The 26,235-nt window shown below is 71.4% G+C and carries 22 protein-coding genes; 13 read left to right on the top strand and 9 right to left on the bottom strand.

Features of this window, described 5'->3' with window-relative positions:
- Window positions 1–77: 77 nt before the first annotated feature.
- On the top strand, window positions 78–1,127 hold the full coding sequence (locus M4J07_RS19610; RefSeq protein WP_255973659.1) for a glycoside hydrolase family 6 protein: 1,050 nt from the start codon (window positions 78–80) through the stop codon (window positions 1,125–1,127).
- Window positions 1,128–1,156: 29 nt separating this feature from the next.
- On the opposite strand, the gene M4J07_RS19605 is transcribed toward M4J07_RS19610, so the two are convergent.
- From M4J07_RS19605 to M4J07_RS19590, 4 genes are all read right to left on the bottom strand, one after another.
- The gene (locus tag M4J07_RS19605; protein ID WP_255973658.1) at window positions 1,157–3,121 is read right to left on the bottom strand and encodes a kelch motif-containing protein; all 1,965 of its coding nucleotides are present in this window, start codon (window positions 3,119–3,121) and stop codon (window positions 1,157–1,159) included.
- A 3-nt stretch (window positions 3,122–3,124) separates the two neighbouring features.
- Window positions 3,125–4,897 (bottom strand): glycosyltransferase family 2 protein, encoded by a 1,773-nt coding sequence (locus M4J07_RS19600; RefSeq protein ID WP_255973656.1) that lies wholly within the window; start codon window positions 4,895–4,897, stop codon window positions 3,125–3,127.
- A gap of 245 nt (window positions 4,898–5,142) precedes the next feature.
- Window positions 5,143–5,436: an MTH1187 family thiamine-binding protein gene (locus M4J07_RS19595; RefSeq protein ID WP_255973654.1), complete on the bottom strand. Its 294-nt coding sequence runs from the start codon at window positions 5,434–5,436 to the stop codon at window positions 5,143–5,145.
- Window positions 5,433–5,777, bottom strand: a complete 345-nt coding sequence (locus M4J07_RS19590) for a DUF3817 domain-containing protein (RefSeq protein WP_255973652.1) — start codon at window positions 5,775–5,777, stop codon at window positions 5,433–5,435. Before M4J07_RS19590 ends, M4J07_RS19595 begins: the two co-directional genes overlap by 4 nt.
- Window positions 5,778–5,912: 135 nt before the next feature.
- On the opposite strand from M4J07_RS19590, the gene M4J07_RS19585 reads away from it, so the two are divergent.
- The 4 genes from M4J07_RS19585 to M4J07_RS19570 all read left to right on the top strand — a co-directional run bounded on the left by M4J07_RS19585 (window position 5,913) and on the right by M4J07_RS19570 (window position 8,581).
- Window positions 5,913–6,551 carry an AIM24 family protein gene (locus tag M4J07_RS19585; protein WP_255973650.1) on the top strand — a complete coding sequence of 213 codons (639 nt, stop codon included), beginning with the start codon at window positions 5,913–5,915 and terminating at the stop codon, window positions 6,549–6,551.
- Between the two features lies 1 nt (window position 6,552).
- On the top strand, window positions 6,553–7,203 hold the full coding sequence (locus M4J07_RS19580; protein WP_255973648.1) for an AIM24 family protein: 651 nt from the start codon (window positions 6,553–6,555) through the stop codon (window positions 7,201–7,203).
- Between the two features lie 23 nt (window positions 7,204–7,226).
- Window positions 7,227–7,976, top strand: coding sequence for an AIM24 family protein (locus tag M4J07_RS19575; RefSeq protein ID WP_255973683.1), 750 nt, complete (start codon window positions 7,227–7,229; stop codon window positions 7,974–7,976).
- A gap of 128 nt (window positions 7,977–8,104) precedes the next feature.
- Window positions 8,105–8,581, top strand: coding sequence for a MarR family winged helix-turn-helix transcriptional regulator (locus M4J07_RS19570; protein WP_255973646.1), 477 nt, complete (start codon window positions 8,105–8,107; stop codon window positions 8,579–8,581).
- 57 nt (window positions 8,582–8,638) lie between these two features.
- Here M4J07_RS19570 and M4J07_RS19565 read toward each other — a convergent pair whose 3' ends face one another.
- Both M4J07_RS19565 and M4J07_RS19560 read right to left on the bottom strand, forming a co-directional pair.
- Window positions 8,639–10,069 (bottom strand): sensor histidine kinase, encoded by a 1,431-nt coding sequence (locus M4J07_RS19565; RefSeq protein ID WP_255973644.1) that lies wholly within the window; start codon window positions 10,067–10,069, stop codon window positions 8,639–8,641.
- Entirely contained in the window at window positions 10,066–10,737 is a 672-nt protein-coding gene (locus M4J07_RS19560; protein WP_255973642.1) for a response regulator transcription factor, read from the bottom strand. Before M4J07_RS19560 ends, M4J07_RS19565 begins: the two co-directional genes overlap by 4 nt.
- A 122-nt stretch (window positions 10,738–10,859) precedes the next feature.
- Here M4J07_RS19560 and M4J07_RS19555 point away from each other — a divergent pair, with 122 nt between their 5' ends.
- On the top strand, window positions 10,860–11,495 hold the full coding sequence (locus M4J07_RS19555; RefSeq protein WP_255973640.1) for a PepSY domain-containing protein: 636 nt from the start codon (window positions 10,860–10,862) through the stop codon (window positions 11,493–11,495).
- A gap of 53 nt (window positions 11,496–11,548) precedes the next feature.
- Here the strand turns inward: M4J07_RS19555 and M4J07_RS19550 are convergent, their stop codons facing one another.
- The 3 genes from M4J07_RS19550 to M4J07_RS19540 all read right to left on the bottom strand — a co-directional run bounded on the left by M4J07_RS19550 (window position 11,549) and on the right by M4J07_RS19540 (window position 15,123).
- A complete protein-coding gene (locus M4J07_RS19550; protein WP_255973639.1) occupies window positions 11,549–12,784 on the bottom strand; it encodes an MFS transporter in 1,236 nt (411 codons plus the stop codon).
- 127 nt (window positions 12,785–12,911) lie between these two features.
- The gene (meaB, locus tag M4J07_RS19545) at window positions 12,912–13,868 is read right to left on the bottom strand and encodes a methylmalonyl Co-A mutase-associated GTPase MeaB (protein WP_255973637.1); all 957 of its coding nucleotides are present in this window, start codon (window positions 13,866–13,868) and stop codon (window positions 12,912–12,914) included.
- Between the two features lie 52 nt (window positions 13,869–13,920).
- Window positions 13,921–15,123: an acetyl-CoA C-acetyltransferase gene (locus M4J07_RS19540; RefSeq protein ID WP_255973635.1), complete on the bottom strand. Its 1,203-nt coding sequence runs from the start codon at window positions 15,121–15,123 to the stop codon at window positions 13,921–13,923.
- Window positions 15,124–15,260: 137 nt separating this feature from the next.
- Between M4J07_RS19540 and mce the strand changes: the two genes are divergently transcribed.
- The 7 genes from mce (at window position 15,261) to M4J07_RS19505 (ending at window position 26,204) form a co-directional block, all read left to right on the top strand.
- Window positions 15,261–15,701: a methylmalonyl-CoA epimerase gene (mce, locus tag M4J07_RS19535; RefSeq protein WP_255973634.1), complete on the top strand. Its 441-nt coding sequence runs from the start codon at window positions 15,261–15,263 to the stop codon at window positions 15,699–15,701.
- 230 nt (window positions 15,702–15,931) lie between these two features.
- Window positions 15,932–19,918, top strand: a complete 3,987-nt coding sequence (scy, locus tag M4J07_RS19530; protein ID WP_255973632.1) for a polarized growth protein Scy — start codon at window positions 15,932–15,934, stop codon at window positions 19,916–19,918.
- 183 nt (window positions 19,919–20,101) lie between these two features.
- The gene (locus M4J07_RS19525) at window positions 20,102–21,037 is read left to right on the top strand and encodes a cellulose-binding protein (protein WP_255973630.1); all 936 of its coding nucleotides are present in this window, start codon (window positions 20,102–20,104) and stop codon (window positions 21,035–21,037) included.
- Window positions 21,038–21,110: 73 nt separating this feature from the next.
- Window positions 21,111–22,124 (top strand): ABC transporter ATP-binding protein, encoded by a 1,014-nt coding sequence (locus M4J07_RS19520; protein ID WP_255973629.1) that lies wholly within the window; start codon window positions 21,111–21,113, stop codon window positions 22,122–22,124.
- A gap of 1 nt (window position 22,125) precedes the next feature.
- Window positions 22,126–22,896: an ABC transporter permease subunit gene (locus M4J07_RS19515; protein WP_255973627.1), complete on the top strand. Its 771-nt coding sequence runs from the start codon at window positions 22,126–22,128 to the stop codon at window positions 22,894–22,896.
- Window positions 22,897–24,023: 1,127 nt separating this feature from the next.
- A complete protein-coding gene (locus M4J07_RS19510) occupies window positions 24,024–24,911 on the top strand; it encodes a hypothetical protein (protein WP_255973625.1) in 888 nt (295 codons plus the stop codon).
- 144 nt (window positions 24,912–25,055) lie between these two features.
- The gene (locus M4J07_RS19505; protein ID WP_255973623.1) at window positions 25,056–26,204 is read left to right on the top strand and encodes an ABC transporter ATP-binding protein; all 1,149 of its coding nucleotides are present in this window, start codon (window positions 25,056–25,058) and stop codon (window positions 26,202–26,204) included.
- Window positions 26,205–26,235: the final 31 nt, after the last annotated feature.

Raw genomic sequence — 26,235 nt, 5'->3', positions numbered from 1 at the left:
CGACGGCAATCCCCGGGACCGGTGATCCCTTATGCAACGATTGCCGGAATTGCCCGCGCTCCGAACCAGGGGGCAGGATGCCCGTCCCGTCCGTCCGCACACCGGCCCGCACCACCCGCGCCCTCGCGTTCGCGGCCGCCGCACTCCTCCTGTCCGCCCTCGCCACCGGCTGCTCCGACGACACCGGCGGTGGCCGCGACTCCGCGGCCGAGCCCGCGGGCCAGACCGCCCCCACCGGCTCCGCCGACTCCTCCCCCTTCTGGGTCGACCCCGCATCGGACGCCGCCGTCCAGGCCGACCGGTGGCAGCGGCAGGGCCGCGCCTCGGACGCCGCGGTGATCCGCCGTATCGCCCAGCACCCGCAGGCCATGTGGGCGCCCGGCGACTTCCCCCGGCCCGCGATCGCCACGGCCGGCGCGCAGGCGAAGAAGACGGACAAGACGCTGGTCCTGGTCGCGTACAACATTCCGCACCGGGACTGCGGGCAGCACTCCGCGGGCGGGGCGCACACCCCGGACTTCTACTACCAGTGGATCGACGCGTTCGCGGCGGGCATCGGCGACGCGAAGGCGGTCGTCGTCCTGGAGCCCGACGCGCTCGGGCACATCGTCGACGGCTGCACCCCGGCCGAGTACCAGGACCAGCGCTACGAGCTGATGTCGGCGGCGATCGACCGGCTGAAGAAGCAGCCGCACACCAAGGTGTACGTCGACGCGGGCAACCCGGCGTGGATCCCGGACGCCGCCAAGCTCGTCGAACCGCTGCGCCGGGCCGGCGTCGCCCGGGCCGACGGGTTCTCCCTGAACGTCTCCAACTTCCAGACGGACCAGGCGAGCCGGACGTACGGCCGCCGGCTGTCGGAGCTGCTCGGCGGCGCGCACTTCGTGGTGGACACCAGCCGCAACGGCGCCGGCCCGTACGCCGACGGCGGCGCGGACGCCTGGTGCAACCCGCCGGGCCGTGCCCTCGGCTCCGCGCCGACCACCGAGACGGGAGACCCGCTGATCGACGCGTACCTCTGGGTCAAGCGGCCCGGCGAGTCGGACGGCACCTGCCGGGGCGGACCCGGCGCGGGCACCTGGTGGGCGGAGTACGCGCTGGGGCTCGCCCGCAACGCGCAGTCCTGAGGTCCCGCCCGGTCCCGCCCGGGACCGGCCTACTTCACCTGGACCCACTTGGCCTGGGACGAGACGCCGTCCGCGTCCGTCACGAACAGCATGTACCAGCCGGGCGGGACCAGCGCCGTGTCCGTCGGGACGTCCACGGTCACCTCGCCGTTCCCCTTCTTCAGGCCCAGGTCGATCGACCGCTGCTCCACGTCCGTCGTGTGCGTCACGGCGGACGGGCGCATCAGGCGCGCCTTGACGATCCGGTCGGCCTGGGCCGTCCGGTACGTGGCCCGGTGGTCGTCCGGCAGGGTCTCGGGACCCGCGCCGATGACCGGGCGTTTGTCGCCGCCCCGGTGCAGGGCGGGCGGCGTGAAGATCTCCATGCGCTGCTCGAAGTGGCCGAGCTTGGTGTTCTGCTCGTTGTCGAAGAGCGGATCGGAGCCGAAGGTGGCCACCCGGCCGTCGGGCAGCAGCAGCGCCTCCGAGTGGTAGTTGCGGCCGACCCGGGGGGACGCCGCCTCGTGGAAGGCGTTGTCCTTGGGGTCGTAGAACTGCGCCTTGAGGATGTTGCTGGCGCTGCGGCCGCGGTAGTCGGAGGAGCCGTTCGAGGTGAAGACGGAGTCGTCCGGCATGATCACGCTGTTCAGGTAGCGCGTGCCCTGCGGCAGCCGGGGACCGGTCTTGAAGGACGGGTTGTCCTCCTTGAGGTCGATGACCGCGGTGCGCGACGTGGCCTTCTCGGACTCGCCGACCCCGCCGCCGCCCATGATCATGACCTTCTGGTCCTGGGCCGGCGGCAGCAGCAGGGACGCCGACGTCTCCGTCTGGTCCATGTCGGCGAGGCCCGGGACCTTCTGGAACTTGTTGGTCTTCAGGTCCCACAGCCCCGGCTCGCGGCCCTTGTCCGCGGGTCCGTACCCGGCGTTGGACGCCGGGTAGAAGAGCTTGCCGCCCTTGGTGAGGAAGAGGGCGGGATACGTGGGGAAGTAGCGCTTGGGCCCCATCGTCCACTTCTTGGTCTTCGGGTCGTAGATCTCGTTGTCGCCGGGGTCGATGACGCCGACGTCGTCGAGGCCGGAGACCGCGAGGACCTTGCCGTCCTCCAGACCGACGAGCGTCGGGTACCAGCGGGCCTTCTCCATCGGGTCGACCGGCACGTACTTCTCGGCGACGGGATCGAACTCGTAGGCCGCCTTGATCCCCTGGAAGTCCTGCTTGTCCATGGTGATCTTCTCGGAGAGCCCGTACGTGTTGTCCGCGTCGTCGCCCTTGAGGCCCTCGATCTCGTACTGGGCCTGCTTGTCGGTGACGAACTGCTTGCCGCCCGTCGCCGCCTCGACGAAGACGCGGGCCTCGCTGGCCTTGATCTTCGTCTTCCACGGCTGCATGACGCCGGCCCGGTTGTACGTGATGTCGAAGCTGCGCTTGGCCTTGGGCACGGTGACGTCGAACTTCGAGACGTACTCGACGCCCGACGGCGAGCGGAACTTCGTCCCCTTCTTCAGGACGATCGGCTTGTCGGGGTTCTCGTTCTTGACCCGCATGCCGCCGCCGGCCTTCTTCACCTCGCCGTCGAGCAGCTCGTAGCGGGCGGTGCCGCCCGCCACCAGGAGCCGACCGTCGGGGAGCTGGGCGTGTCCGGAGCAGAAGAAGTCCACGGGCGTGGCGATCTTCTTGAACGTGTTCGCCGTCGGGTCCCACAGGATGGTGTCGAAGGACCCGGCGTCGAACTTCTTCTGCTCGTTGCCCGAGCCCGCGACGATCAGCACCTTGCCGGTGTGCAGCAGGGCCGCGTGGATGGCGTTGGTGCGGAACTCCTTCGGGATGCCGACCGACGACCACGAGCCGTACTTGGCCTTGTAGCCGGGCTGGGCGATCTTCCAGTCGTAGTACTGCTCCGACGCGAAGTTCCAGGCGGCCGGGGCGTTGAGACCGACGAGGAGGGCGATGCCGCCCGCTCCCAGGACCGTCTTCTTCATGCGTTTGGAAGGGCTGTACGCCTTGAACGCCATGGATCAGTTCCCTCCTGTGCTCGTCGTGCTGGAGACCCGGGTGGGGGCGGGCGGCGCGGGGGCCACGGCCCGGGCCTGGGCCGGTCCGGCCTGGGCGGCGCGGGCGGCGCGGCGCTGGGTGACGGCCCACACGGCGACCGGGGCGAGCGCGATGCACAGGGCGAGCACCGCCCAGGTGCGCATGGCGACGTGGGTGTGGACGAGGACGACGGACGCCGCGAGGGACGCGGCGAGCACGGCCGCCCAGAAGAGGTGGATGCGGAAGGTCAGCAGCCGGTCGGGGCTGGCGTCGCCGCCCTTGGGGGTGACCACGAAGCGGCTGGGGCGGCGCAGCAGGGCCGCACCGAACGACTTCAGGTAGATGGGCGCGGAGATCGCCGACATCGCCATCCCGGCGAGGCCGCCGGACCCCTCCGGCTCGTGCGGCGAGACGTTGTGCCGCCGGTTCCAGAGGTAGAGGCCGATCTGCAGGGCGGCGGCGTCGGAGTACAGCATCAGCCAGACGGACGCGGAGACCTCGGTGCCGGACGCGCCGAACCACAGGAACAGCACGCAACTCAGCACGCCGAGGAACCAGTTGACGGCCGTCATCGGGTAGTAGAAGAGCATCATCGTGTACGAGAACAGCCGGCCGGGCGGCATGCTGAAGGGCGCCTTCCAGTACTGCTTGAACAGCGTCTCGTACGTGCCGCGCGACCACCGCATCTGCTGCGTGAAGAAGTCGGTCCAGGACGCCGGGCCCTCGCCGACCGCGAGCACGTCCGGGGTGTAGACGGAGCGCCAGTTGTGGCCGGTGGCCGGGTTCTTGTGGCGGTGGATCTCGAAGCCGGTCGCCATGTCCTCGGTGATCGAGTCGACGAGGCCGCCGATCTGCTTCAGCGCGGAGATCCGTACGACGTTGTTGGTGCCGACGAACATGGGGGCCCGGTAGCGGTTGCCGGCCCGCTGGATCAGCGCGTGGAAGAGGAACTGCTGGGACTCGGCGGCCTTGGTGACCGGCGCCGTGTAGTTGCCGTAGACCTGCGGGCCGACGACGAAGGCGACGTCGGGGTCGCGGAAGTACCCCATCATCCGCTCAAGGAACTCGGGGAGCGGCACGTGGTCGGTGTCGACGGACGCGAAGAAGTCGTAGTCGGCGCCGTGCATCGCGAGCCACGCGTTGTAGTTGCCGTGCTTGGTGCGGGTCTTGTGGGGCCCCTTCTTCTGGTTCCACTCCGGGACGCCGCTGCGCGTGAAGTGGCGGACGCCGAGCTCGGCGCAGAGGGCCTTGGCCGCCGCGTCGTCGCCCTCGTCGAGGAGCCAGACGTCGAACGGTCCGTCGTGGGTGATCCGCACGGCCCCTTCGAGGGTGGCGCGCACCATCGCGAGGGGTTCCTTGCCGGGGACGTACGTCGTGAGGAACGCGACCCGGGTGCCCTGTTCGGGGACGACCGGTACGGGGTCCCTGGCGACCAGCGTCGCGTGGGCGATCGAGGTGACGTTGACGAGCATGAAGAGCCCGATGAGACCGATCGAGACGAGCATCACGATGTCGAGCTCGACGAGCCAGCGGTCCCCGCCCTCGCGCTCCACCCAGTGGGTGGGCCAGACGAGATAGGCGAGCAGCACTCCGGTGAGCAGAGGCGCGAGCGTCATCAGCAGGACGGCTCGTATTCGGTGCGGCTCACGAGAGAGGAGCGATATGTACTGCACCCGGTAACCACCGTCGCGGGGCGGCTCGGTGAGCGGCCCGGCGAGTCTGCTGTGGGTGTCGTAGTCGTAGCCCTCAGGCCGCACAGCGCCCTCCAGGTTCTGGTGATCGAGCGTATCGATACCCTCACAAAAGGTGACTTTCGTGGGCGTGTCGAACCAGAAGCGGCGTACGAGTGAGGTATGGGGGAACGCGGGTGAATCTGCGGGCCGGTGGGGGCTGATCGCGCAGTTCCCCGCACCCCTGACGGCATGCGCTGCGCGAGAAGCCCCACCGGCCGGCGGACCGGGAACGAGCCGAGATGAGCGGACGGAGCCGGAAAGACCCCGCCCTACGCGGAGAGGTGGCGCTCCACCGTCTCCACCTTCGAGGTCAGACCGTCCGTCACCCCAGGACGGACATCGGCCTTCAGCACCAGAGAAACCCGCGGCGCCCGCGCCTCCACCACGGCGACGGCACGCTTGACGACGTCCATGACCTCGTCCCACTCACCCTCGATCGAGGTGAACATCGCGTCGGTGCGGTTGGGGAGGCCCGACTCGCGGACGACCCGCACCGCGTCGGCGACGTACTCCCCCACGTCCTCACCGACCCCGAGCGGCGTCACGGAAAAGGCGACGATCATGCGTTCACGACCCCTTCCTTGCGCGCGCGGGACGCGATCACCGCGTCCTCGGCCTCCCGCTTGAGCTTGCGCTCGGCGAAGAAGCCGCCGGTGGGCAGCACGGACAGGACGAAGTAGAGCGCGGCCGTGCCGATGCCCCACTTCGCGCGGTTCCAGGCGTCCGCCCAGAAGATCACGTAAAGCACGAAGAGCACGCCGTGCACCATGCCCATCACCGGCACCGCGTTGAAGTCGGTGGTCCGCTTCAGGACCGAGCAGACGAGCAGCAGGATGAAGGAGACGGCCTCGGGCGCGGAGACCAGGCGGAGGCGGCGGAGGGCGGAGGCGGTCTTGATGTCCACGGGGCACCTTCGGCAGAAGCGGCGGCTAAGGGCGGTCAATGATCTTGTGAATGTGCGCACAAGCGTTTGCCCATTGTGGCACCCGTGGCTTCGGACCCTGTCGGCACCCTCCCCCGGGCGGCTACCTTCGACCTCGTGGCAACGTTCCGACTCCAGGGCAGCAAGATGCTGGCCGTCGACATGACGGGCGACAGCGTCAAGGCGAAGAACGGGTCGATGGTCGCGTACGACGGCCGGATGGCGTTCAAGAAGCTGAGCGGGGGTGGCGAGGGGATACGGGGGATGGTGACCCGCCGCATCACGGGCGAGCAGATGACCGTGATGGAGGTGAAGGGTCAGGGGACCTGCTGGTTCGCGGACCGGGCGAGCGAGATCAACCTGGTCGGGCTGACCGGCGACAAGCTGTACGTCGAGGCGAGCAATCTGCTGTGCACGGACGCCGGGCTGCGCACCGGCACGTCGTTCACGGGGATGCGCGGCGCCTCCCAGGGCAACGGCCTGTTCACGACGACCGTGGAGGGCCACGGCCAGGCCGCGATCATGAGCGACGGCCCGGCGGTCGTGCTGCGCGTCAGCCGCGACTACCCGCTGACGGTCGACCCGGGCGCGTACATCGCGCACCAGGGGAACCTGCACCAGTCGTTCCAGTCGGGCGTCACCTTCCGCACGATCATGGGGGAAGGCGGCGGCGAGGCGTTCCAGATCCGGTTCGAGGGCGACGGGCTCGTCTATGTGCAGCCCAGTGAGCGCAACACGATCGCCGGGGACGTGTGACATGACCTTCCGCGAGATCAACTCGAAGATGATCGAGGCGACCGTCGTCCCGGGGCAGCGCCTCTACAGCCAGCGCGGCGCGATGCTCGCGTACCGGGGCGAGGTCTCCTTCACCCCCAACGTGCAGGGCGGGCAAGGGGGGTTGATGTCCATGATCGGGCGGCGGGTCGCGAACGAGGCGACGCCGCTGATGACGGTCGAGGGCAGCGGGACCGTGCTGTTCGGGCACGGCGGCCACCACGTCCAGGTGATCACGCTGTCCGGCGACACCTTGTACGTGGAGGCCGACCGGCTGCTCGCCTTCGACGGGGCGCTGCAGCAGGGGACCATGTTCATGGGCGCGCAGGGCGGCGTCATGGGCATGGTGCGCGGCCAGGTGACCGGCCAGGGCCTGTTCACGACGACGCTCAAGGGGCACGGCGGGGTGGCCGTGATGGCGCACGGCGGGGTGATCGAGGTGCCCATCACTCCGAACAACCCGGTGCACGTCGACCCGCAGGCGTACGTCGCGCACCACGGCGACGTACGCAACAAGCTGTCCACGGCGCTCGGCTGGCGCGACATGGTGGGCCGGGGCAGCGGCGAGGCGTTCCAGCTGGAGCTGAGCGGGAGCGGTGCGGTGTACGTCCAGGCCTCGGAGGAGAAACTGTGACCGGCCCTGTGGTCTTCGACCCCATGACGTTGCCGGTGGACGACAACGTCAACGCGTACACCTTCTGCGTGGAACTCAAGAGCGGTCAGTGGTTCCTGCAGAAGGGCAAGATGATCGCCTACTACGGGCGGATCGACTTCAACGGCATCGGGCACGGCCGGCTCGACCGGCTCGTCCGTACGTCGTTCCACTCCCCGCTGCACGCGAGCGACTGGGTGGTGGCGGAGGGCAGCGGCAAGATGCTGCTCGCCGACCGGGCCTTCGACGTGAACTCGTACGACCTGGATGACGGCAATCTGACCATCCGGGCGGGCAATCTGCTCGCTTTTCAGCCAACTCTCGCGCTCAAGCAGTCGATCGTGCCGGGCTTTCTGACACTCATTGGCACCGGCAAATTCGTCGCGGCTTCAAATGGTCCCGTGGTCTTCATGGAGCCGCCTATCCGCGTAGATCCACAGGCCCTCGTCGGCTGGGCCGACTGTCCGTCACCTTGCCACCATTACGACCATGGCTATCTGACGGGCGTGATCGGCGGTCTACGTGCGATGACGGGCATCGGCGGGGTCTCCGGCGAGGAGCACCAGTTCGAGTTCGTGGGCGCGGGGACGGTACTGCTGCAGTCCAGCGAGGCACTGATGCCCGAGGTGGCGACGGGTGACGTACCTCACCAGGCAGGAGTCCCCGGCGGTCAAGGAGGGCCGGGCTCCGGTCAGTCACCGGCACCGCGCCTTCCCGGACAGCTCGGCGACCTCCAGCGTCGCTTCGGGCTGTGAGCGGTAGTCTGCGGAGTGTGACGTCGAACGCGTGACCCCATTGCGTGCTCCGCTTGGCGCCGCAAGGTGGGAGGCGTCACAGCCCCCACATTCGTTCGCCTTTCAACTTCTTAGGTAGAATCGATTCCATGGAGACCGAGACGGCCACCCCGTGGCTGACCGACGAGGAACAGTGCGCCTGGCGCACCCACCTGGAGGTCAACCGGCTGCTGAACTACCAGCTGGAGAAGGACCTCCAGCCGTTCGGCCTGACGATGAACGACTACGAGATCCTGGTGAACCTCTCCGAAGCGGAGGACCACCGGATGCGGATGAGCGACCTGGCTGCGGCGACCCTGCAGTCCAAGAGCCGGCTCTCGCACCAGATCACCCGGATGGAGAACGCGGGCCTCGTCCGCCGCGAGAACTGCGAGTCGGACCGGCGCGGACTGTACACCGTGCTCACCGACTTCGGTTTCGAGACCATGAAGAAGGTCGCCCCGCACCACGTGGCGTCCGTGCGTCAGCACTTCATGGACCTCGTCCCCGCGGAGTCGCTGAGTAGCCTCCGCGAGGCGCTCACACCCATCGCCGAGCACCTGCGTTCGCAGCGCGGCAAACCGTGACCATTGCGAAGACCTGAGCATCCGGAGGACCGCCGACCTCCTCCGTGACGCTCCCTACTAGAGGATGGGCAGCCCGAGTTCGAACAGGGCCCCGCCCCCCGGCGCGGTGCGCACCGTCAGCGTGCCGCCGTGCCGCTCGGCCACGTCCCGGGCGATGGCGAGTCCCAGACCGGCCCCGCCGCCGTCCCGGGACCGCGCGTCGTCGAGCCGTACGAACCGCTCGAAGACCCGCTCCCGCTCCCCCTCCGGTACGCCGCCACCGTCGTCGGCGACCGCGAGGGTCACCCACCGCCCGTCGGTGCCCACGGTGACGTCCACCGCGGTACGGGCGTGGCGCTGCGCGTTGTCCACCAGATTCCCCAGCACCCTCGCCAACTGGCCCCGTGATCCGGCGACTTGAGCGGATCCCCGCGCCGTCACGGCGACCGGGACCCGGTCGCCGACGCGCTGCGACAGCTCCTCGCGGACCAGGGCGACCAGATCGACATCGCCGCCGCCGGGCTGCTCGCCCGCGTCCAGCCGGGCCAGCAGGAGCAGATCGGCGGCGAGCTCCTGCAGCCGCACGGTGTCCTCGACGGCGCCGTCCACATCGAGCAACTCCGGGTGGGCGGCGCCGACTTCGAGCTGCGTGCGCAGACTGGCGATCGGGCTGCGCAGCTCGTGCGAGGCGTCCGCGACGAACCGCCGCTGACGGTCCACCGAGTCCTCCAGGGCCGCGAGCGTCTCGTTCGTGGTCCGGGCCAGCCGGGCGACCTCGTCGTGCGTGTCCGGCTCGGGCACCCGGCGGCCCAGGTCCTGGGAGGCGGTGATGGCGGCCATCTCGGTACGGATGCCCTCCACCGGCCGCAGCGCGCGCCGGGTCACCAGCCAGGTGACGCCGCCGACGACCACGAGCAGCACGGGGAAACCGATCAGCATCGACGTCAACGCCGTGGACACGGCGCTCTGTTCGGCCGCCAGCGGGGCGCCCGCGTACACGGTCAGCGTGCCGTACGCGGTGTCCTCGACCTCGACCGCGGCGAACCGGTAGTCGGCGCTGTCACCGTCGACGGTGGCGGTGCCGTCGGCGTACTCGGTCGTGTCCGAGACCTTGCCACGGCCGCCGTCGTCGTCACCCGCGTCGTCATCGTCGTCGCCGCGGCCGCCGTGGTCGTCGTCGGTGACGGCCGCCTCGGGGCGTACGGCACCGGTGCCGGTGCCGGTGATCCCCTCCAGGTCGTCGGACGCGGCCACCAGCCGTCCGTCCTCGTCGACGACCTGCACCGGCCGGTCGTCGGTGTCCAGGTCGAGGGCGTCCGGCGCGGTGCCGGTGGCCAGCTGCGTGGCGACCTTGCGCGCACCGGAGTCGGCGGCGCTGCCCGCCTGCCCGGTGAGGTTGGAGCGCAGCGCGAGCAGCACGGCCGTGCCGGCCGCGACCAGGGCGACCGCGACGACGAGGGTCGCGGCGAGGGCGGCGCGGGACCGTACGGAGCCGAAGACCCGTCTCATCGCGGGACCTCCAGGCGGTAGCCGGCGCCGCGCACGGTCCTGATCAGGGAGGCGCCGAGCTTGCGGCGCAGCGCGCTGACGTACACCTCGACGATGTTCGGGTCGCCCTCGTAGGCGAAGTCCCACACGTGCTCCAGGATGTCGCCCTTCGACACGACCTCCCCGGCGCGCACGACGAGCTGCTCCAGGACCGAGAACTCCTTCGCCGTCAGGGCGACCTCACCGTCGTCGGCGTGCGTGACCCGGCGGGCGGCGGTGTCCACCGCGTACGGCCCGACCGTGTGCACCGGTGACGCGCTGCCCGCGCTCCCCCGGCGCCGCAGCAGCGCCTTCACGCGCGCGACGAGCACCACGTACGAGAACGGCTTCGTCAGGTAGTCGTCCGCGCCGGTGTCGAGCCCCTCCGCCTCGTCGTACTCGCCGTCCTTCGCGGTCAGCATCAGGATCGGCACGTCGTGGCCGGCGGCGCGCAGGGCGGCGCAGACCCGGTAGCCGTTCATGCCGGGCAGCATGATGTCGAGGACGACCAGGTCGTACGCCCCCTCGCTCGCGCGGTGCAGCCCCTCCGAGCCGTCGTGGACCACGTCCACGGCGTAGCCCTCGGCGGTGAGCCCCTTGGCGAGCGACAGGGCGAGCCGCTTTTCGTCCTCGACAATCAGCAAGCGCATGCGGCCAGGGTGGCAGGTCGAACCTGAAGCCTTCTTCAGGCTCCTTCAGCGGGGCTTCAGGATCACTCGGGCAGGTTGGTTCCCGTCGGACACGAACTCCGCAGAACGACAGGGAGACCCTCATGAAGCGCCGTACGACCGTCATCTCCGCCATCGCCGCCGTCGCCCTGCTGGGCGCGGGCACCGCCACCGCGGTGGCCGTCTCGGACGACGACCAGCCGTCGAGGTCGACCGTGCGGGTCACCGACGACGGTGTCAGCGACGCCCGGGAGAACGCGAACGAGGCGAAGGGCGCGAAGATCAAGGCCGAGGACGCGATCGCCGCCGCCCTGAAGCACACGTCGGGCGTCGCGGCCGGCGCCGACCTCGACTCCGACGACGGCCGCCTGGTCTGGGACGTCGACGTCATCGGCTCCGGCTCCACCTGGCATCACGTCGAGGTCGACCCCGGCACGGGCAAGGTCCTCGGGTCGCACGTCGAGAAGGCCGATGACGACGGCGACGGCGACGACGCGGCCGAGGCGGCGCGGGTCGCCGACGCGCTCAAGAACGCGTCGACGTCCGCCTCGGACGCCGCCCGGGCCGGTGCCGCCAAGGGCACGGTGACCTCCGTGGACGCGGACGACGACGGGTCGGTCCGGGTCTGGGAGGTCGAGACGACCTCGGCGGACGGGACGCAGCACGACTGGCACGTGGACCTCCGGTCGGGTGCGGTGACCGCGGATCGGTCGTCGGACGATCACGGTGACGACGACTGACGGTTGCCCCGCACCGGGGTGCGGTCTCGGGGCTCCGCCCCGGGCCCCGCTCCTCAATCGGCGGAGCTGCTTGATCGGCTGCCCCTTGGGCGGGCTGCCGCCTGGGGTTGCAAGGCCGCCGCCGGTGCCGCGTCGCCCTTCGGGAGCAGCGCCGCCGCCAGGGGGGCCAGGGCCGCCGCCGCGAAGCAGAGCGGGAGCGGGGCGTGGCCCACCAGGAGGCCCACTCCCGCCGTGCCCGCCGAACTGCCCGCGTTCAGCGACGTGTTGACCCACGCCCCGGCCTGCGTACGGAAACCGTCGTCCACTGACTCGTCCGCGATCAGGTACGCCGTGGTCAGGGCCGGCGCGACGAAGAGGCCCACGCACGCCGCCGCCAGGGCCAGCGCGGGCAGCCCGGGCGCGAGCGCCGCACCCCCGAGCGCCGCCGCCAGACCCGCGGCCAGGAACGGCAGCCGGGCGCGGGCCGTCCCGCGCCAGTCGACGGCGCCGTTGAGCAGTCCGCCCACCGCGCTGCCCGCCGAGAGCGCCGCCAGGATCCACGCCGCCGAGCCGCCGCGCCCCCGCTCCTCCGCGAACGCGAGGACGAGCAGATCGGCCGCGCCGAGCGCGATCCCGACCCCGAGCGTCACGACCACGGGCTGGCGCAGGTCACGCGCGATCTTCCCGCGGGCCGTCCGCCGGCCCCCGGCCTTCGGCACCGGCGCCACCCCCGCCACCGCGGGCGAGGTGACGAACGCCAGCGTCCCGACGGCCACGAGCCCGGCGCTCAGGGCGACGCCGAAGGCGGCCGGCGCCCACAGCACCAGCACCCCCACGAGCAGCGGTCCGCACACCAGGAGCAGTTCCTCGGCGACCCCGTCGAGGCTGTAGGCCCGCTGCAGCAGCCGCCGGTCGGACAGCAGCCGGCCCCACACGGTGCGCATCGTGGGCCCGAGCGGCGGGGTGAGCGCCCCGGTCGGCAGGGCGAGCGCCACGAGCAGCCAGCCTGGCGCCCCGGGGCGCCAGGCGACGGTGGCGAGGACCGCGAGCAGCGCGGCGTACGACAGGGCCATCGGGGGCAGCGCGCGGCGCGGCCCGTACCGGTCGATGAGCAGGGCGCGCAGCGGTGACAGGAGCACGCTGGCGGCGCCGTAGAGCGCCATGACCGCGCCCGCGACGGCGTAGGAGCCGGTGGCGGCGGTCACGGCGAGCATCAGGGAGAGGGCGACGGTCCCGTACGAGAGGCGCCCGAGCAGGGCGGCGCCAAAGGTGCGCAGGGCGTACGGGGTCCGCAACACGGCGGCGTACATGGTGGGTTTCCTCCGGAACGAAGCATGCGGGGAGAGCTCAACGGGGCGTGGACGCACCGGAGTTCTCTATGCACGGAGGAAAGACATGGCCGCACCGTAACAGGGTGCGGCCGGAACGGACAGGGGGTCAGGAACCGGTGAGGCCCTCCACCAGCTCGTCCGCCGCCCGGTAGGGATCGAGCTCACCGGCCACGATTCGCTCGGCCAGCGCGCCGAGCCGCCGGTCGCCGGAGAGGTCGCCGATGCGCTCGCGCAGGGCGGTCACGGCGATCGTCTCGACCTCGCGGGCGGCCCGCGCCGCCCGGCGCTCGGCGAGCACCCCGCGCTCCTCCATCCACGCGCGGTGCTTCTCCAGCGCCTCGACGACCTCGTCGATGCCCTCGCCGCGCGCGGCGACGGTCTTCACGATCGGCGGCCGCCAGTCGCCGGGGCCGCGGGACTCGCCGAGCCCCAGCATGTGGTTGAGCTCGCGGGCGGTGGCGTCCGCGCCGTCCCGGTCCGCCTTGTTGACCACGTACACGTCGCCGATCTCCAGGATCCCGGCCTTCGCGGCCTGGATCCCGTCGCCCATGCCGGGCGCGAGGAGCACGACGCTGGTGTCCGCCTGCGAGGCGATCTCGACCTCGGACTGGCCGACGCCCACGGTCTCGACGAGGACGACGTCGCAGCCCGCCGCGTCGAGCACCCGGATCGCCTGCGGCGCGGCCCAGGCGAGGCCGCCGAGGTGGCCGCGGGTGGCCATCGAGCGGATGTAGACGCCCGGGTCGGAGGCGTGCTCCGACATCCGCACCCGGTCGCCGAGCAGGGCGCCGCCGCTGAACGGCGAGGACGGGTCGACGGCCAGCACGCCGACCCGCTTCCCGGCCCGCCGGTACGCGCTCACCAGGGCCGACGTCGACGTCGACTTGCCGACGCCGGGCGATCCGGTGAGCCCGACCACGTACGCGTTGCCCGTCAGTGGCGCCAGCGCGGCCATGACGTCACGCAGCTGCGGGGACGCCCCCTCCACGAGCGAGATCAGCCGGGCCACGGCCCGCGGCCTGCCCTCCCTCGCCTGGGCGACCAGCGTGGGGACGTCCTGCATCACAGCTCCGTTCGCTCAAGCCACAATCCACAACCACCGGGGACGGGGTCGGCTACGCCTTGGGTACCCGCACGACGAGCGCGTCACCCTGGCCGCCGCCGCCGCACAGCGCGGCCGCGCCGATGCCGCCGCCCCGCCGCTTCAGTTCGAGGGCGAGGTGCAGCACGATACGGGCGCCGGACATCCCGATCGGGTGACCCAGGGCAATGGCGCCGCCGTTGACGTTCACCTTTTCCGAGGACACCCCGAGGTCCTTCATTGACTGCACGGCGACCGCCGCGAAGGCCTCGTTGATCTCGATGAGGTCGAGGTCCTCGACGCCGATGCCCTCCTTCTTCAGGGCGTGCTGGATCGCGTTCGACGGCTGGGACTGGAGGGAGTTGTCCGGGCCCGCCACGTTGCCGTGCGCGCCGATCTCGGCGATCCAGTCGAGGCCGAGCTCCTGCGCCTTGGCCTTGCTCATCACGACCACGGCGGCGGCGCCGTCCGAGATCTGCGACGAGGTGCCGGCGGTGATCGTGCCGTCCTTGGCGAAGGCCGGGCGCAGCTTGCCGAGCGACTCGGCGGTCGTCTCGGCGCGGATGCCCTCGTCCTTGCTGAAGAGGACCGGCTCGCCCTTGCGCGGCGGGATCTCGACGGGCGTGATCTCGGCCTCGAACAGGCCGTTCTTCTGCGCGGCCGCGGCCCGCTGGTGGGAGAGGGCGGCGACCTCGTCCTGCTCGGGGCGGGCGATGCCGAGGCGGGTGTTGTGCTTCTCCGTCGAGGCGCCCATCGGGATGTTCTCGAAGGAGTCGGTCAGACCGTCGTACGCCATCGCGTCGAGCATCTCGACCGCGCCGTACTTGTAGCCCTCGCGGGACTTCGGCAGCAGGTGCGGGGCGTTGGTCATGGACTCCTGGCCACCGGCGACGACGACGTCGAACTCACCTGCACGGATGAGCTGGTCGGCGAGCGCGATGGCGTCGAGGCCGGACAGGCACACCTTGTTGATGGTGAGCGCCGGCACGTTCATCGGGATCCCGGCCTTGACGGCGGCCTGACGTGCCGGGATCTGCCCTGCCCCGGCCTGCAGCACCTGGCCCATGATCACGTACTGCACCTGGTCGCCACCGATCCCCGCACGGTCGATGGCGGCCTTGATCGCGAAGCCGCCGAGGTCGGCTCCGGAGAAGGACTTGAGCGAGCCGAGCAGACGGCCCATGGGCGTCCGCGCGCCCGCGACGATCACTGAGGTGGTACCGGTCGTTCCTGACATGAGGCACGGCCCCTTGGAGATGAGGAGTGAACGAGGGTTTACTCGAATGTACTGAGCGGTACCCCGCACGTCATCGGCGCGACGGTGTGATCGCGCGCACGTTGCGTAATCACCGTGGATCGCGCTGCACTTACAGCATGCTGACGCGAATCGACCACATCGGGATCGCCTGCTTCGACCTCGACAAGACCGTCGAGTTCTACCGGGCCACGTACGGCTTCGAGGTGTATCACTCCGAGGTCAACGAGGAGCAGGGCGTGCGCGAGGCCATGCTCAAGATCAATGAGACGAGCGACGGCGGCGCCTCCTACCTCCAGCTGCTCGAACCGACCCGCGAGGACTCCGCGGTCGGCAAGTGGCTCGCCAAGAACGGCGAGGGCGTGCACCACATCGCCTTCGGCACCGCGGACGTCGACGGGGACGCGGCCGACATCAAGGACAAGGGCGTACGCGTCCTGTACGAGGAGCCCCGCCGGGGCTCGATGGGGTCGCGCATCACGTTCCTGCATCCCAAGGACTGCCACGGCGTGCTGACCGAACTCGTCACCGCCGCACCCCAGGACTCGGCGGAGCACTGACCTCCACATACTCGGGCCGGTAGGGTTGGGGGGCGACTGCCGCCTCCAACGGGCAGTCGTGGGCCGGGGTCCGGGTATCGGGGGACGAGGTCGGGGCAGTCGGACGGCAAGGCGAAGGTCCGACAGCGCCGTCTTGTTCGATCTGACACCATTCCCCGGGGGCCCCGTTCGGCGGACGGACGGGGCTCGTAAGGAAGAACTTGCGACCAGGGGACGGATGGGACCGCGCAGTGCGGGGCTACGAGAGCCAGGACGGCCGGCGGCCGGCTGAGACCGACCATCTCTCGCGGTTCGAAGCCGAGATGGAGCGGCTGAAGACCGAGCGGGAGAAGGCCGTCCAGCACGCCGAGGACCTGGGCTACCAGGTGGAGGTGTTGCGCGCCAAGCTGCACGAGGCGCGCCGCAGCCTCGCGTCCCGGCCTGCCTATGACGGGGCTGACATCGGCTACCAGGCCGAGCAGCTGCTGCGGAACGCCCAGATCCAGGCCGACCAGCTGCGCGCCGATGCCGAGCGCGAGCTGCGCGAGGCCCGTGCGCAGACGCAGCGGATCCTCCAGGAGCACGCCGAGCAGCAGTCGCGGCTGCAGTCCGAGCTGCACACGGAGGCGGTCAACCGGCGCCAGCAGCTCGACCAGGAGCTGGCCGAGCGCCGCCGCACGGTCGAGACGCACGTGAACGAGAACGTGCAGTGGGCCGAGCAGCTGCGCGCCCGCACCGAGCAGCAGGCCCGCCGGCTGCTCGACGAGTCCCGCGCCGAGGCCGACCAGGCCCTCGCCGCCGCCCGCACGGAGGCCGAGCGGGTCGCCGCCGAGGCCAGTCGGCGGCTGACCGGCGAGGCGGAGAGCGCCCGCGCGGAGGCCCAGGCGATCCTGGCCCGCGCGCGGCAGGACGCCGAGCGCCTGCTGAACGCCGCGTCCACCCAGGCGCAGGAGGCCACGGACCACGCCGAGCAGCTGCGCACGTCGACGACGGCCGAGTCGGACGCCGCGCGCCGCCAGTCCAGCGAACTGAGCCGGGCCGCCGAGCAGAAGATCGCCGAGGCGGACACCGCGCTGCGCGAGGCGCGTGCCGAGGCCGACAAGGTGCTCGCGGAGGCCAAGGACGCCGCGGCCAAGCAGCTCGCGAGCGCCGAGTCCGCGAACGAGCAGCGCACCCGGACGGCCAAGGAGCAGGTCGCCCGCCTGGTGCAGGAGGCCACCAAGGAGGCCGAGGCCACCAAGTCGGAGGCCGAGCAGACCGTCGCCACCGCGCGCGCCGAGGCCGACAAGGTGATCGCGGAAGCCAAGGAGAAGGCCCGTACGGTCACGGCCGAGGAGACCGCGGGCGAGCTCGCGAAGGCCGCGCGCACCGCCGAGGACGTGCTGAACAAGGCCTCGGAGGAGGCCCAGTCGACGACGCGGGCGGCCGCCGAGGAGGCCGAGCGGATCCGCGCCGAGGCCGAGGCGGAGGCCGACCGGCTGCGCTCCGAGGCGCACGACATCGCCGAGCAGCTCAAGGGCACGGCGAAGGACGACACCAAGGAGTACCGGGCCAAGACGGTCGAGCTGCAGGAGGAGGCGCGCCGGCTGCGCGGCGAGGCCGAGCAGCTGCGGGCCGAGGCCGTCGAGGAGGGCGAGCGGATCCGGGCCGAGGCCCGCCGCGAGGCCGTCCAGCAGATCGAGGAGGCGGCCAGCACCGCCGAGCAGCTCCTCGCCAAGGCGAAGGCGGACGCCGACGAGCTGCGCGGCGCGGCGTCGACGGAGTCCGAGCGGGTCCGCACCGAGGCCATCGAGCGCGCCACGTCGCTGCGCAAGCAGGCCGAGGAGACCCTGGAGCGCACGCGTGCGGAGGCCGAGCGGCACCGCGCCGAGGCCGAGGAGCAGGCCGAGGCCACCAAGGCCGACGCGGAGCGCGCCGCGCAGTCCCTCAAGGAGGAGACCGAGCGGGCCATAAGCGCCCGGCAGGACGAGGCGGCCCGCGAGCTGACCCGGCTGCACACGGAGGCCGAGGAGCGGCTCACGGCGTCCGAGACGACGCTGAACGACGCGCGCGCCGAGGCCGAGCGGCAGCGCCGGGAGGCGGCCGACGAGGCCGACCGGCTGCGCGCCGAGGCCGCCGAGCGCGCCAGGACGCTGCAGGCGCAGGCCGAGACGGAGGCGGAGCGGCTGCGCACCGAGGCCGCGTCGGACGCGTCGACGACCCGTTCCGAGGCGGAGAACGTCGCGATCCGGCTGCGGACCGAGGCCGCCACCGAGGCGGAGCGGCTCAAGACGGAGGCGCAGGAGTCCGCCGACCGGATCCGCGCCGAGGCGCAGACCGCGGCCGAGCGGATCTCCGCGGAGGCCGCGGAGACGCTGGCCGCCGCGCAGGAGGAGGCCACCCGGCGCCGGCGCGAGGCCGAGGAGACGCTCGGCAGCGCGCGCCAGGAGGCCGACCAGGAGCGTGAGCGGGCCCGCGAGCAGAGCGAGGAGCTCCTCGCGGTGGCGCGCGCCCGGGTCGACGAGGCGCAGACCGAGGCGACGCGACTGGTCGAGGAGGCCGACCGGCGGGCGACCGAGATGGTCTCCACCGCCGAGCAGACCGCGCAGCAGGTCCGCGACTCCGTGTCCGGTCTCCAGGAGCAGGCCCAGGAGGAGATCGCCGGGCTGCGCTCGGCCGCCGAGCACGCGGCGGAGCGCACGAAGCAGGAGGCGCAGGAGGAGGCGGACCGGGTCCGCTCCGACGCGTACGCGGAGCGCGAGCGGGCGACCGAGGACGCCAATCGCGTACGGGGTGAGGCCGCCGCCGAGTCGGAGGCCGCCAAGTCCCTTGCGGAGCGCACCGTTTCGGAGGCGATCGCCGAGTCCGAGCGGCTGCGCACCGATGCGTCCGAGCACGCCCAGCGGGTCCGCACCGAGGTCGCCGACCTGCGCACGGGCGCCGACCAGGACGCCTCGCGCACCCGCGCCGAGGCCCGCGAGGACGCCAACCGGATCCGGTCCGACGCCGCGGCGCAGGCTGACACCCTGATCACCGAGGCGACGTCCGAGGCCGACCGGCTGACGACGGAGACGAACGCGGAGGCGGAGCGGGTCCGCGCCGAGTCGACCGCGAAGGCCGAGGAGCTGATCGGCACCGCGACCGCGGAGGCCGAGCGGCTGCGGGCCGAGTCGACGGCCGCCGCCGAGCAGTTGACGACCGACACCCGGACCGAGGCGGAGCGGGTCCGTGCCGAGTCCGTGGCCAAGGCCGAGAAGCTGATCTCGGACGCGACCGGGGACGCGGAGCGGCTGCGCGCCGAGGCCGCCGAGACGGTCGGTTCCGCGCAGCAGCACGCCGAGCGGATGCGCACGGAGTCCGAGCGGGTCAAGGCGGAGGCCGCCCAGGAGGCCGACCGGATCACGTCGGCCGCGCGGGACGAGGCGGAGCGCACGCTGGACGAGGCCCGCAAGGACGCCAACAAGCGGCGCACGGAGGCCGCCGAGCAGGTCGACAAGCTGATCACGGAGTCCGCGGCCGAGGCCGACAAGCTGACCCGCGAGGCGCTGGAGGCGGCGCAGAAGACGACGGCGGACGCGGAGGCGCAGGCCGACACCATGGTCGGTGCGGCCCGCAGCGAGGCGGACCGCCTGGTCGCCGAGGGCACCGTCGAGGGCAACGCGCGGGTGGAGAAGGCCCGGACGGACGCGGACGAGCTGCTCGTCGGCGCCCGCCGGGACGCGACGCAGATAAGGGAGCGGGCGGAGGAGCTGCGCGACCGGATCACCGGCGAGATCGACGAACTGCACGAGCGCGCGCGCCGCGAGTCGGCGGAGGCCATGAAGAACGCGGGCGAGCGGTGCGACGCGCTGGTCAAGGCCGCGGAGGAGCAGCTCACCGAGGCGCAGACCAAGGCCAAGGACCTGCTGAACGACGCCAATTCGGAGGCCGGCAAGGTCCGTATCGCCGCCGTGAAAAAGGCCGAGGGTCTGCTCAAGGAAGCCGAGCAGAAAAAGGCCGAGCTCACGCGCGAGGCGGAAAAGCTCAGGGCCGATGCGGAGGCCGAGGCCAGTTCCATGATCGAAAAGGGTCAGCGCGAGCTCGACGTGCTGGTCAGGCGCCGCGAGGACATCAACGCGGAGATCTCCCGTGTCCAGGACGTACTGGAGGCGTTGGAGTCTTTTGAGACACCGTCCGGTGGCGGGGGCAAGGACGGCGGCGTCAAGGCGGGCGCCACAGCGGGGGCCACACGTTCGGGTGGCAAGGGGTCAGAGGGCTAGCCAGGAGGACAACTGTCGTGCTTGGTAAGGACCTTCGGCCCTTCTTCTGGCAAGCACTCCGCCGTTACGCCACTCAAAAGGGGTGTCATTCTCCAGATCAAACGGGCATCTGCTCGATGACACGCCGCTTGGCCCCCTAGGATTCCCCCTATCACCTCACCGGTCTCATTCGACAGGAACCCCATGAGCGACACTTCCCCCTACGGCTTCGAGCTTGTGCGGCGTGGGTACGACCGCGCTCAGGTGGACGAACGAATCTCCAAGCTCGTCTCCGACCGTGACAGCGCTCTTGCTCGAATCACTGCTCTGGAAAAGCGCATCGAGGAACTCCACCTCGAGACGCAGAACGCCCAGGCCCAGGTGAACGACGCGGAGCCGTCGTACGCCGGCCTGGGCGCGCGCGTCGAGAAGATCCTCCGCCTCGCCGAGGAGGAGGCCAAGGACCTGCGCGAGGAGGCCCGCCGGGCCGCCGAGCAGCACCGGGAGCTCGCCGAGTCGGCGGCCCAGCAGGTGCGCAACGACGCGGAGTCGTTCGCCGCGGAGCGCAAGGCCAAGGCCGAGGACGAGGGCGTCCGGATCGTCGAGAAGGCCAAGGGCGAGGCGACCTCGCTGCGCACCGAGGCGCAGAAGGACGCGCAGTCCAAGCGCGAGGAGGCGGACGCGCTCTTCGAGGAGACGCGCGCCAAGGCCGCCCAGGCCGCCGCGGACTTCGAGACGAACCTGGCCAAGCGCCGCGAGCAGTCCGAGCGCGACCTGGCCTCGCGTCAGGCCAAGGCCGAGAAGCGTCTCGCGGAGATCGAGCACCGTGCGGAGCAGCTCCGCCTGGAGGCCGAGAAGCTGCGCACCGACGCCGAGCGCCGCGCGCGTCAGACGGTGGAGACGGCCCAGCGCCAGGCCGAGGACATCGTGGCCGACGCGAACGCCAAGGCCGACCGCATCCGCTCGGAGTCCGAGCGCGAGCTGGCGGCGCTGACCAACCGGCGCGACTCGATCAACGCCCAGCTCACGAACGTGCGCGAGATGCTGGCCACGCTCACCGGTGCGGCGGTCGCCGCCGCGGGTGCGCCGGCCGAGGACGAGCCGATCTCGCGCGGGGTGCCGGCTCAGCAGTCCCGCTGACACCCGTTCCCCGACGGCCCGAGGCCCCCTGCCCCAAGTGGCAGGGGGCTTTTGCCCGTTTTAGCGTTGCCGCATGATCGAGCTCGAGGGGCTGACCAAGCGGTACGGCGAGAAGACGGCCGTCAACCATCTGACGTTCACCGTGCAGCCGGGCATCGTGACCGGCTTCCTGGGCCCGAACGGCGCGGGCAAGTCCACCACGATGCGGATGATGCTGGGCCTCGACAACCCGACCGCGGGCACGGTGCGGATCGACGGCAAGCACTACGCCCAGCTGAAGGATCCCCTCCGTTACATCGGCGCGCTCCTCGACGCGAAGGCGATGCACGGCGGTCGCAGCGCCTACAACCACCTCCTCTGTCTGGCCCAGTCGAACGGGATCCCCAAGGGCCGGGTGACCGAGGTCCTGGACACGGTGGGGCTCACCGCGGTGTCCCGGAAGAAGGCCAAGGGCTTCTCGCTCGGCATGGGGCAGCGCCTCGGCATCGCGGGCGCGCTCCTCGGCGACCCGCGGATCCTGATGTTCGACGAGCCGGTCAACGGGCTCGACCCCGAGGGCATCCACTGGATCCGCAATCTGATGAAGTCCCTCGCGGCGGCCGGCCGCACGGTCTTCGTCTCCTCGCACCTGATGAGCGAGATGGCCCTCACCGCGGACCACCTGGTCGTCATCGGCCAGGGCCGGCTGCTCGCCGACACCTCGATGGCGGACTTCATCCGGCAGAACTCCCGGAGCTACGTACGGCTGCGCTCGCCCCAGCGCGAGCGGCTGCTCGACGTCCTGCACACGGCCGGGATCACGGTCGTCGAGGCCGGGAACGGCACGCTGGAGGTCGACGGCCACTCCCCCGAGGAACTGGGCGAGCTGGCCGCGGGACATCAGCTCGTCCTGCACGAGCTGAGCCCTCAGCAGGCGTCCCTGGAGGAGGCGTTCATGCAGCTGACGGCGGAGTCGGTCGAGTACCACGCGCACTCGGACCCCACCGCGCCGCCGACGGCGGCGGCGCCACCGGGGCAGCAGCCGCAACAGGGCTGGGGCGCCTCCTGGCAGCAGGGCAACGGCAGCAACGACGAGAGGGGGGCCTGAGATGGCCGCGGCCCAGGTCCTCCGGTCCGAGTGGACCAAGATCAAGTCGGTGAACTCGACGGCTCTCACGCTCAGCCTCGCCGTGATCGTCTCCGTCGGGCTCGGCATGCTGATCAGCGCCCTGTCCAAGAACGAGTTCAAGAACCTCTCCACCGCGGACAAGCTGACCTTCGACCCGACGTTCATCTCCTTCTCCGGCCTCACCCTCGGCCAGCTGGCGATGATCGTCTTCGGGGTCCTGGTCGTCGCCAGCGAGTACAGCACGGGCATGATCCGCACCTCGCTCGCCGCGGTCCCGCAGCGCGCCACGTTCCTCTTCTCCAAGGTCGCGGTCGCCGCGCTCCTCGCGCTCGTCGTGGCCCTGGTCACGAGCTTCGCGGCGTTCTTCCTCGGCCAGCTGATGCTCGGCGACCACCGGACGGACCTCGGCGCCCCGAACGTGCTGCGCGCGGTCCTCGGCGCCGCCGTCTACATGACGCTGATCGCGATGTTCTCCATGGGCGTCGCGGCGATGCTCCGCTCCCCGATGCTCTCGCTCGGCATCCTCATGCCGTTCTTCTTCCTCGTCTCACCGATCCTCGGCAGCGTCTCGGCGACGAAGAAGGTGGCCCAGTACTTCCCCGACCAGGCCGGCCTCAAGGTCATGCAGGTGGTCTCCCCACCCAACGACGACGCCCCCTACGGCCCGTGGGGCGGCCTCGCGATCCTGCTGGTGTGGGTGGCGGCGGCCCTGCTGGTCGGGTACGTCCTGCTGAAGAAGCGGGACGCCTGACGCCCGGTTCGGGCAGCAGGTCGTCGAAGCCGCGCCAGCCGTCCCACTCCCACACGTCACGGCCGAGGTCGGGCTCCAGGGGCACGAACCGGCCCAGTTCGAAGTCCTCGGGCCCGACCGTGAACCAGCGCTCGTCGGCGACCTCCGTGCCGAGCCCGACCGTGCGCGCCGTCAGCCGCACCATCAGCTCCACGCCGGTCGACCGCGTCAGGTCCTTGCCCTGGATGCGGTCGAAGGGCAGCTCGGTCACCGGTGCGTCGACCGGGATCCACACGGTGAAGGGCGCGCCGCGCTCGACGGCGAGCCAGCAGCGCTCGTCGGCCGCCTCGCCCTTCTCGTCGAGGACCTTGAGCCACTTCTTGTAGATGACGAGGCTGCCGTCGTGCGGTGAGCGTTCGAGGTAGCGCAGGTGAGCGCGGGCGTGCAGGTCGACGACCGAGAGGTTGTCGAAGCGGTTGTAGAAGCGGATCGCGATGATCGCGTCGTTGCTGTTCGCGTGGGCGCGCGAGTATCCGGGGAAGTCGGCGGACCAGGCGTGCGAGATGGAGGCGCGCCGCCGCCAGACGAAGGGGCGCAGCGCGAACATCTTGATCAGCACGAAGCCGAGGAGCACGGCGGGCGCGAGCGCGCCGGTCACCGAGGCGACCGTGGCCAGGACCTGGTGGGCGGTGCTGTCCGGCTCGGGGCTGAGGCTGTCCGTGCCGACGCAGGCGCGCAGCGTCGAGAGCCCCAGGTCGAGCAGCGCCTCCTGGTCCCCGAACCGCTCGCCGACCGAGCGCGGCGAGTGCTCGGTCAGCGTCCAGACCACCGCGATGACGGCGGACAGCGCCGCGAGGGCGGTCAGCGTCATCAGCAGCAGCGCGTGGACGGTGCGGCCCGCGATCCACCCGCGAACGGACGTCCGGTACCTGGGGTGCCCGCCCGCCCTCCGTCGCCACCTCACCATCGGCCCCAACTCCCCTCCCCCGCACCGGACTTGTCCGGCCTCCCCACGGGTGGAATGGCTACTTTCCCCCGATCCGCACCGATCAACCCGCCAGGAGATGGGCAACGAACGCGCCGCGCGGGTACCTGTTCCCGTGGAAGGCTGTCCCCGCACCGCGTGACCATCCCCGGAGGGCACCATCGTGAGGACTGAGGACCGAAGCCTGGCGGCGCTGGGCCTTGACGACGTACCGGCCAGGCAGCCCCTGACCTACCCCGGGCGTCCCGCACCCGTACCGTCCCTGCTCATCGACGACGAGCTCCTCGAACTGGACGTGCGCCCCCAGCGGCTCGGCGAGTGGTACGTCGAGGAGGCCGCCCAGCGCCGCCTCGACGAGGCTCTCGTGGACCGCGGGCAGGCCGCCACCGGCCGCCGCCACCCGGTGATCGCGGTCGGCTCGAACGCGTCCCCCGGCCAGGTCACGTACAAGCTGACCCGGCTCGGCATCCCGGCCGCGGTGCCGATGGTGCCGGTGCGGGTGCGCGGCATCGCGGTCGGCTGCTCCGGGCACATCAGCCCGGCCGGCTACGTCGCGGGCACCCCGTACGTGGATCGCGAGGCGGAGACGCAGCTGGTGGTGACGTGGCTGGACGCCACGCAGCTCAAGGCGGTCGACGACACGGAGTTCCCGGACTACCGGCGGGCGATACTGCCCGGCGGCGACTTCGAGATGACCATGCCGTCCGGGGAGCGGCTGGGCGGCGCGTACATCTACTTCAGCGCGCACGGCGTCCTCGCCGACCCGGTGACCGAGCGCCCGCGGCCCGGCGGGGGCGACCAGTCCGAGCTGCTCGAGTCCCTCCTGAAGGACTCGCCGCGGCTGATGGACCTGCTCGGTCCTGACGCGACGAGCTGGGTCGCCGCCGCGGGCGCCGACCGCCGGCTGCGCGAGCAGGGCACGCTGGTCTTCGGCGAGGAGGGCTGGGTGCTGCCGCAGACCGAGTTCCTGCCGTACGCCGACGACTCCGCGCAGCCGCGTCCGTACGACGACCTGCCGCCGCTGGACGACTCGCTGCCGCCGCCCCGGTAGGGCACCCGGAACCCTTTACTCACTCTTGGCCGGAACCGTCAGCGCTCGGATACCCTCCTAACCCTTACGGGGGCGTGTGCCCCGACGTCCTGAACCTTGTCGAACCCTTTCGAATCCGTTCAGAACTTCCGATGGGTGCGGAGAATGATCGAGGCAGTCGGCCTGACGAAGCGCTACGGCGCGAAGACGGCCGTGTACAACCTTTCCTTCCAGGTGCGGCCGGGGACCGTCACCGGCTTCCTCGGACCCAACGGTTCGGGCAAGTCGACGACGATGCGCATGATCCTCGGCCTCGACCAGCCGACCTCCGGTCACGTGACCATCGGTGGCTACCCGTACAGCAAGCTCCCGAACGCGCCGCGCCAGGTCGGCGCGCTGCTCGACGCGAAGGCCGTGCACGGCGGGCGGACCGCCCGCAGCCATCTGCTGAGCCTGGCCCAGCTCGCCGGCATCCCGGCCCGCCGGGTCGACGAGGTGCTCGGTGTGGTCGGTCTGCAGGAGGTCGCAAGACGCCGCTCGAAGGGCTTCTCGCTGGGCATGGGGCAGCGGCTCGGCATCGCCGCCGCGCTCCTCGGCGACCCGCAGGTGCTGCTCTTCGACGAGCCGGTCAACGGGCTCGACCCCGAGGGCATCCTCTGGGTCAGGAACCTGATGAAGTCGCTCGCGGCCGAGGGCCGGACGGTCTTCGTCTCCTCGCACCTGATGAGCGAGATGGCCCTCACCGCCGAGCACCTGATCGTCATCGGGCGCGGCCAGCTCCTCGCCGACATGAGCGTCGAGGACTTCATCGCGCACAACTCGGCGGGCTTCGCCCGGGTCCGCACCCCGGACACGGAGCCGCAGCAGCGCGAGAAGCTGAGCGTCGCGCTGACCGAGGCCGGCGGCCAGGTGCTGCCCGAGCAGGACGGCGCGCTGCGGGTGACCGGTCTGCCGCTGCCGCGGATCAGCGACCTCGCGCACGAGTCGGACGTCCGGCTCTGGGAGCTCTCCCCGCACCAGGCCTCGCTGGAGGAGGCGTACATGCGGATGACGCAGGGCGCGGTCGACTACCGCTCCACCATCGACCAGCGCGCGGGCCTGCACGAGCAACTGCCGCCGGGCGTGATGCCGCCGCAGCAGATGCCGGTGCCGGGTCAGGGCCAGCCGGGCTGGTACGCCCCGCCGCCGCCGCAGGTCCAGCCGCAGCCGATGCCGGCGCAGATGCCGCAGGCCGCGGACCAGAACCCGTACGCGACGCCGCCCGCCGCCGCCCCGGCCCCGGCCCCCACGACCATGGACAAGGACGCCCGATGACGATCAGGTGCTCGGCGGTGAGGGCCATCTC

Origin of the sequence: Streptomyces longispororuber (assembly GCF_024448165.1) — a bacterium.
GTDB lineage: Bacteria > Actinomycetota > Actinomycetes > Streptomycetales > Streptomycetaceae > Streptomyces > Streptomyces longispororuber_A.
Note: the sequence above shows the minus strand (reverse complement) of the source record. Positions and strands in the feature narration are given on the sequence as shown.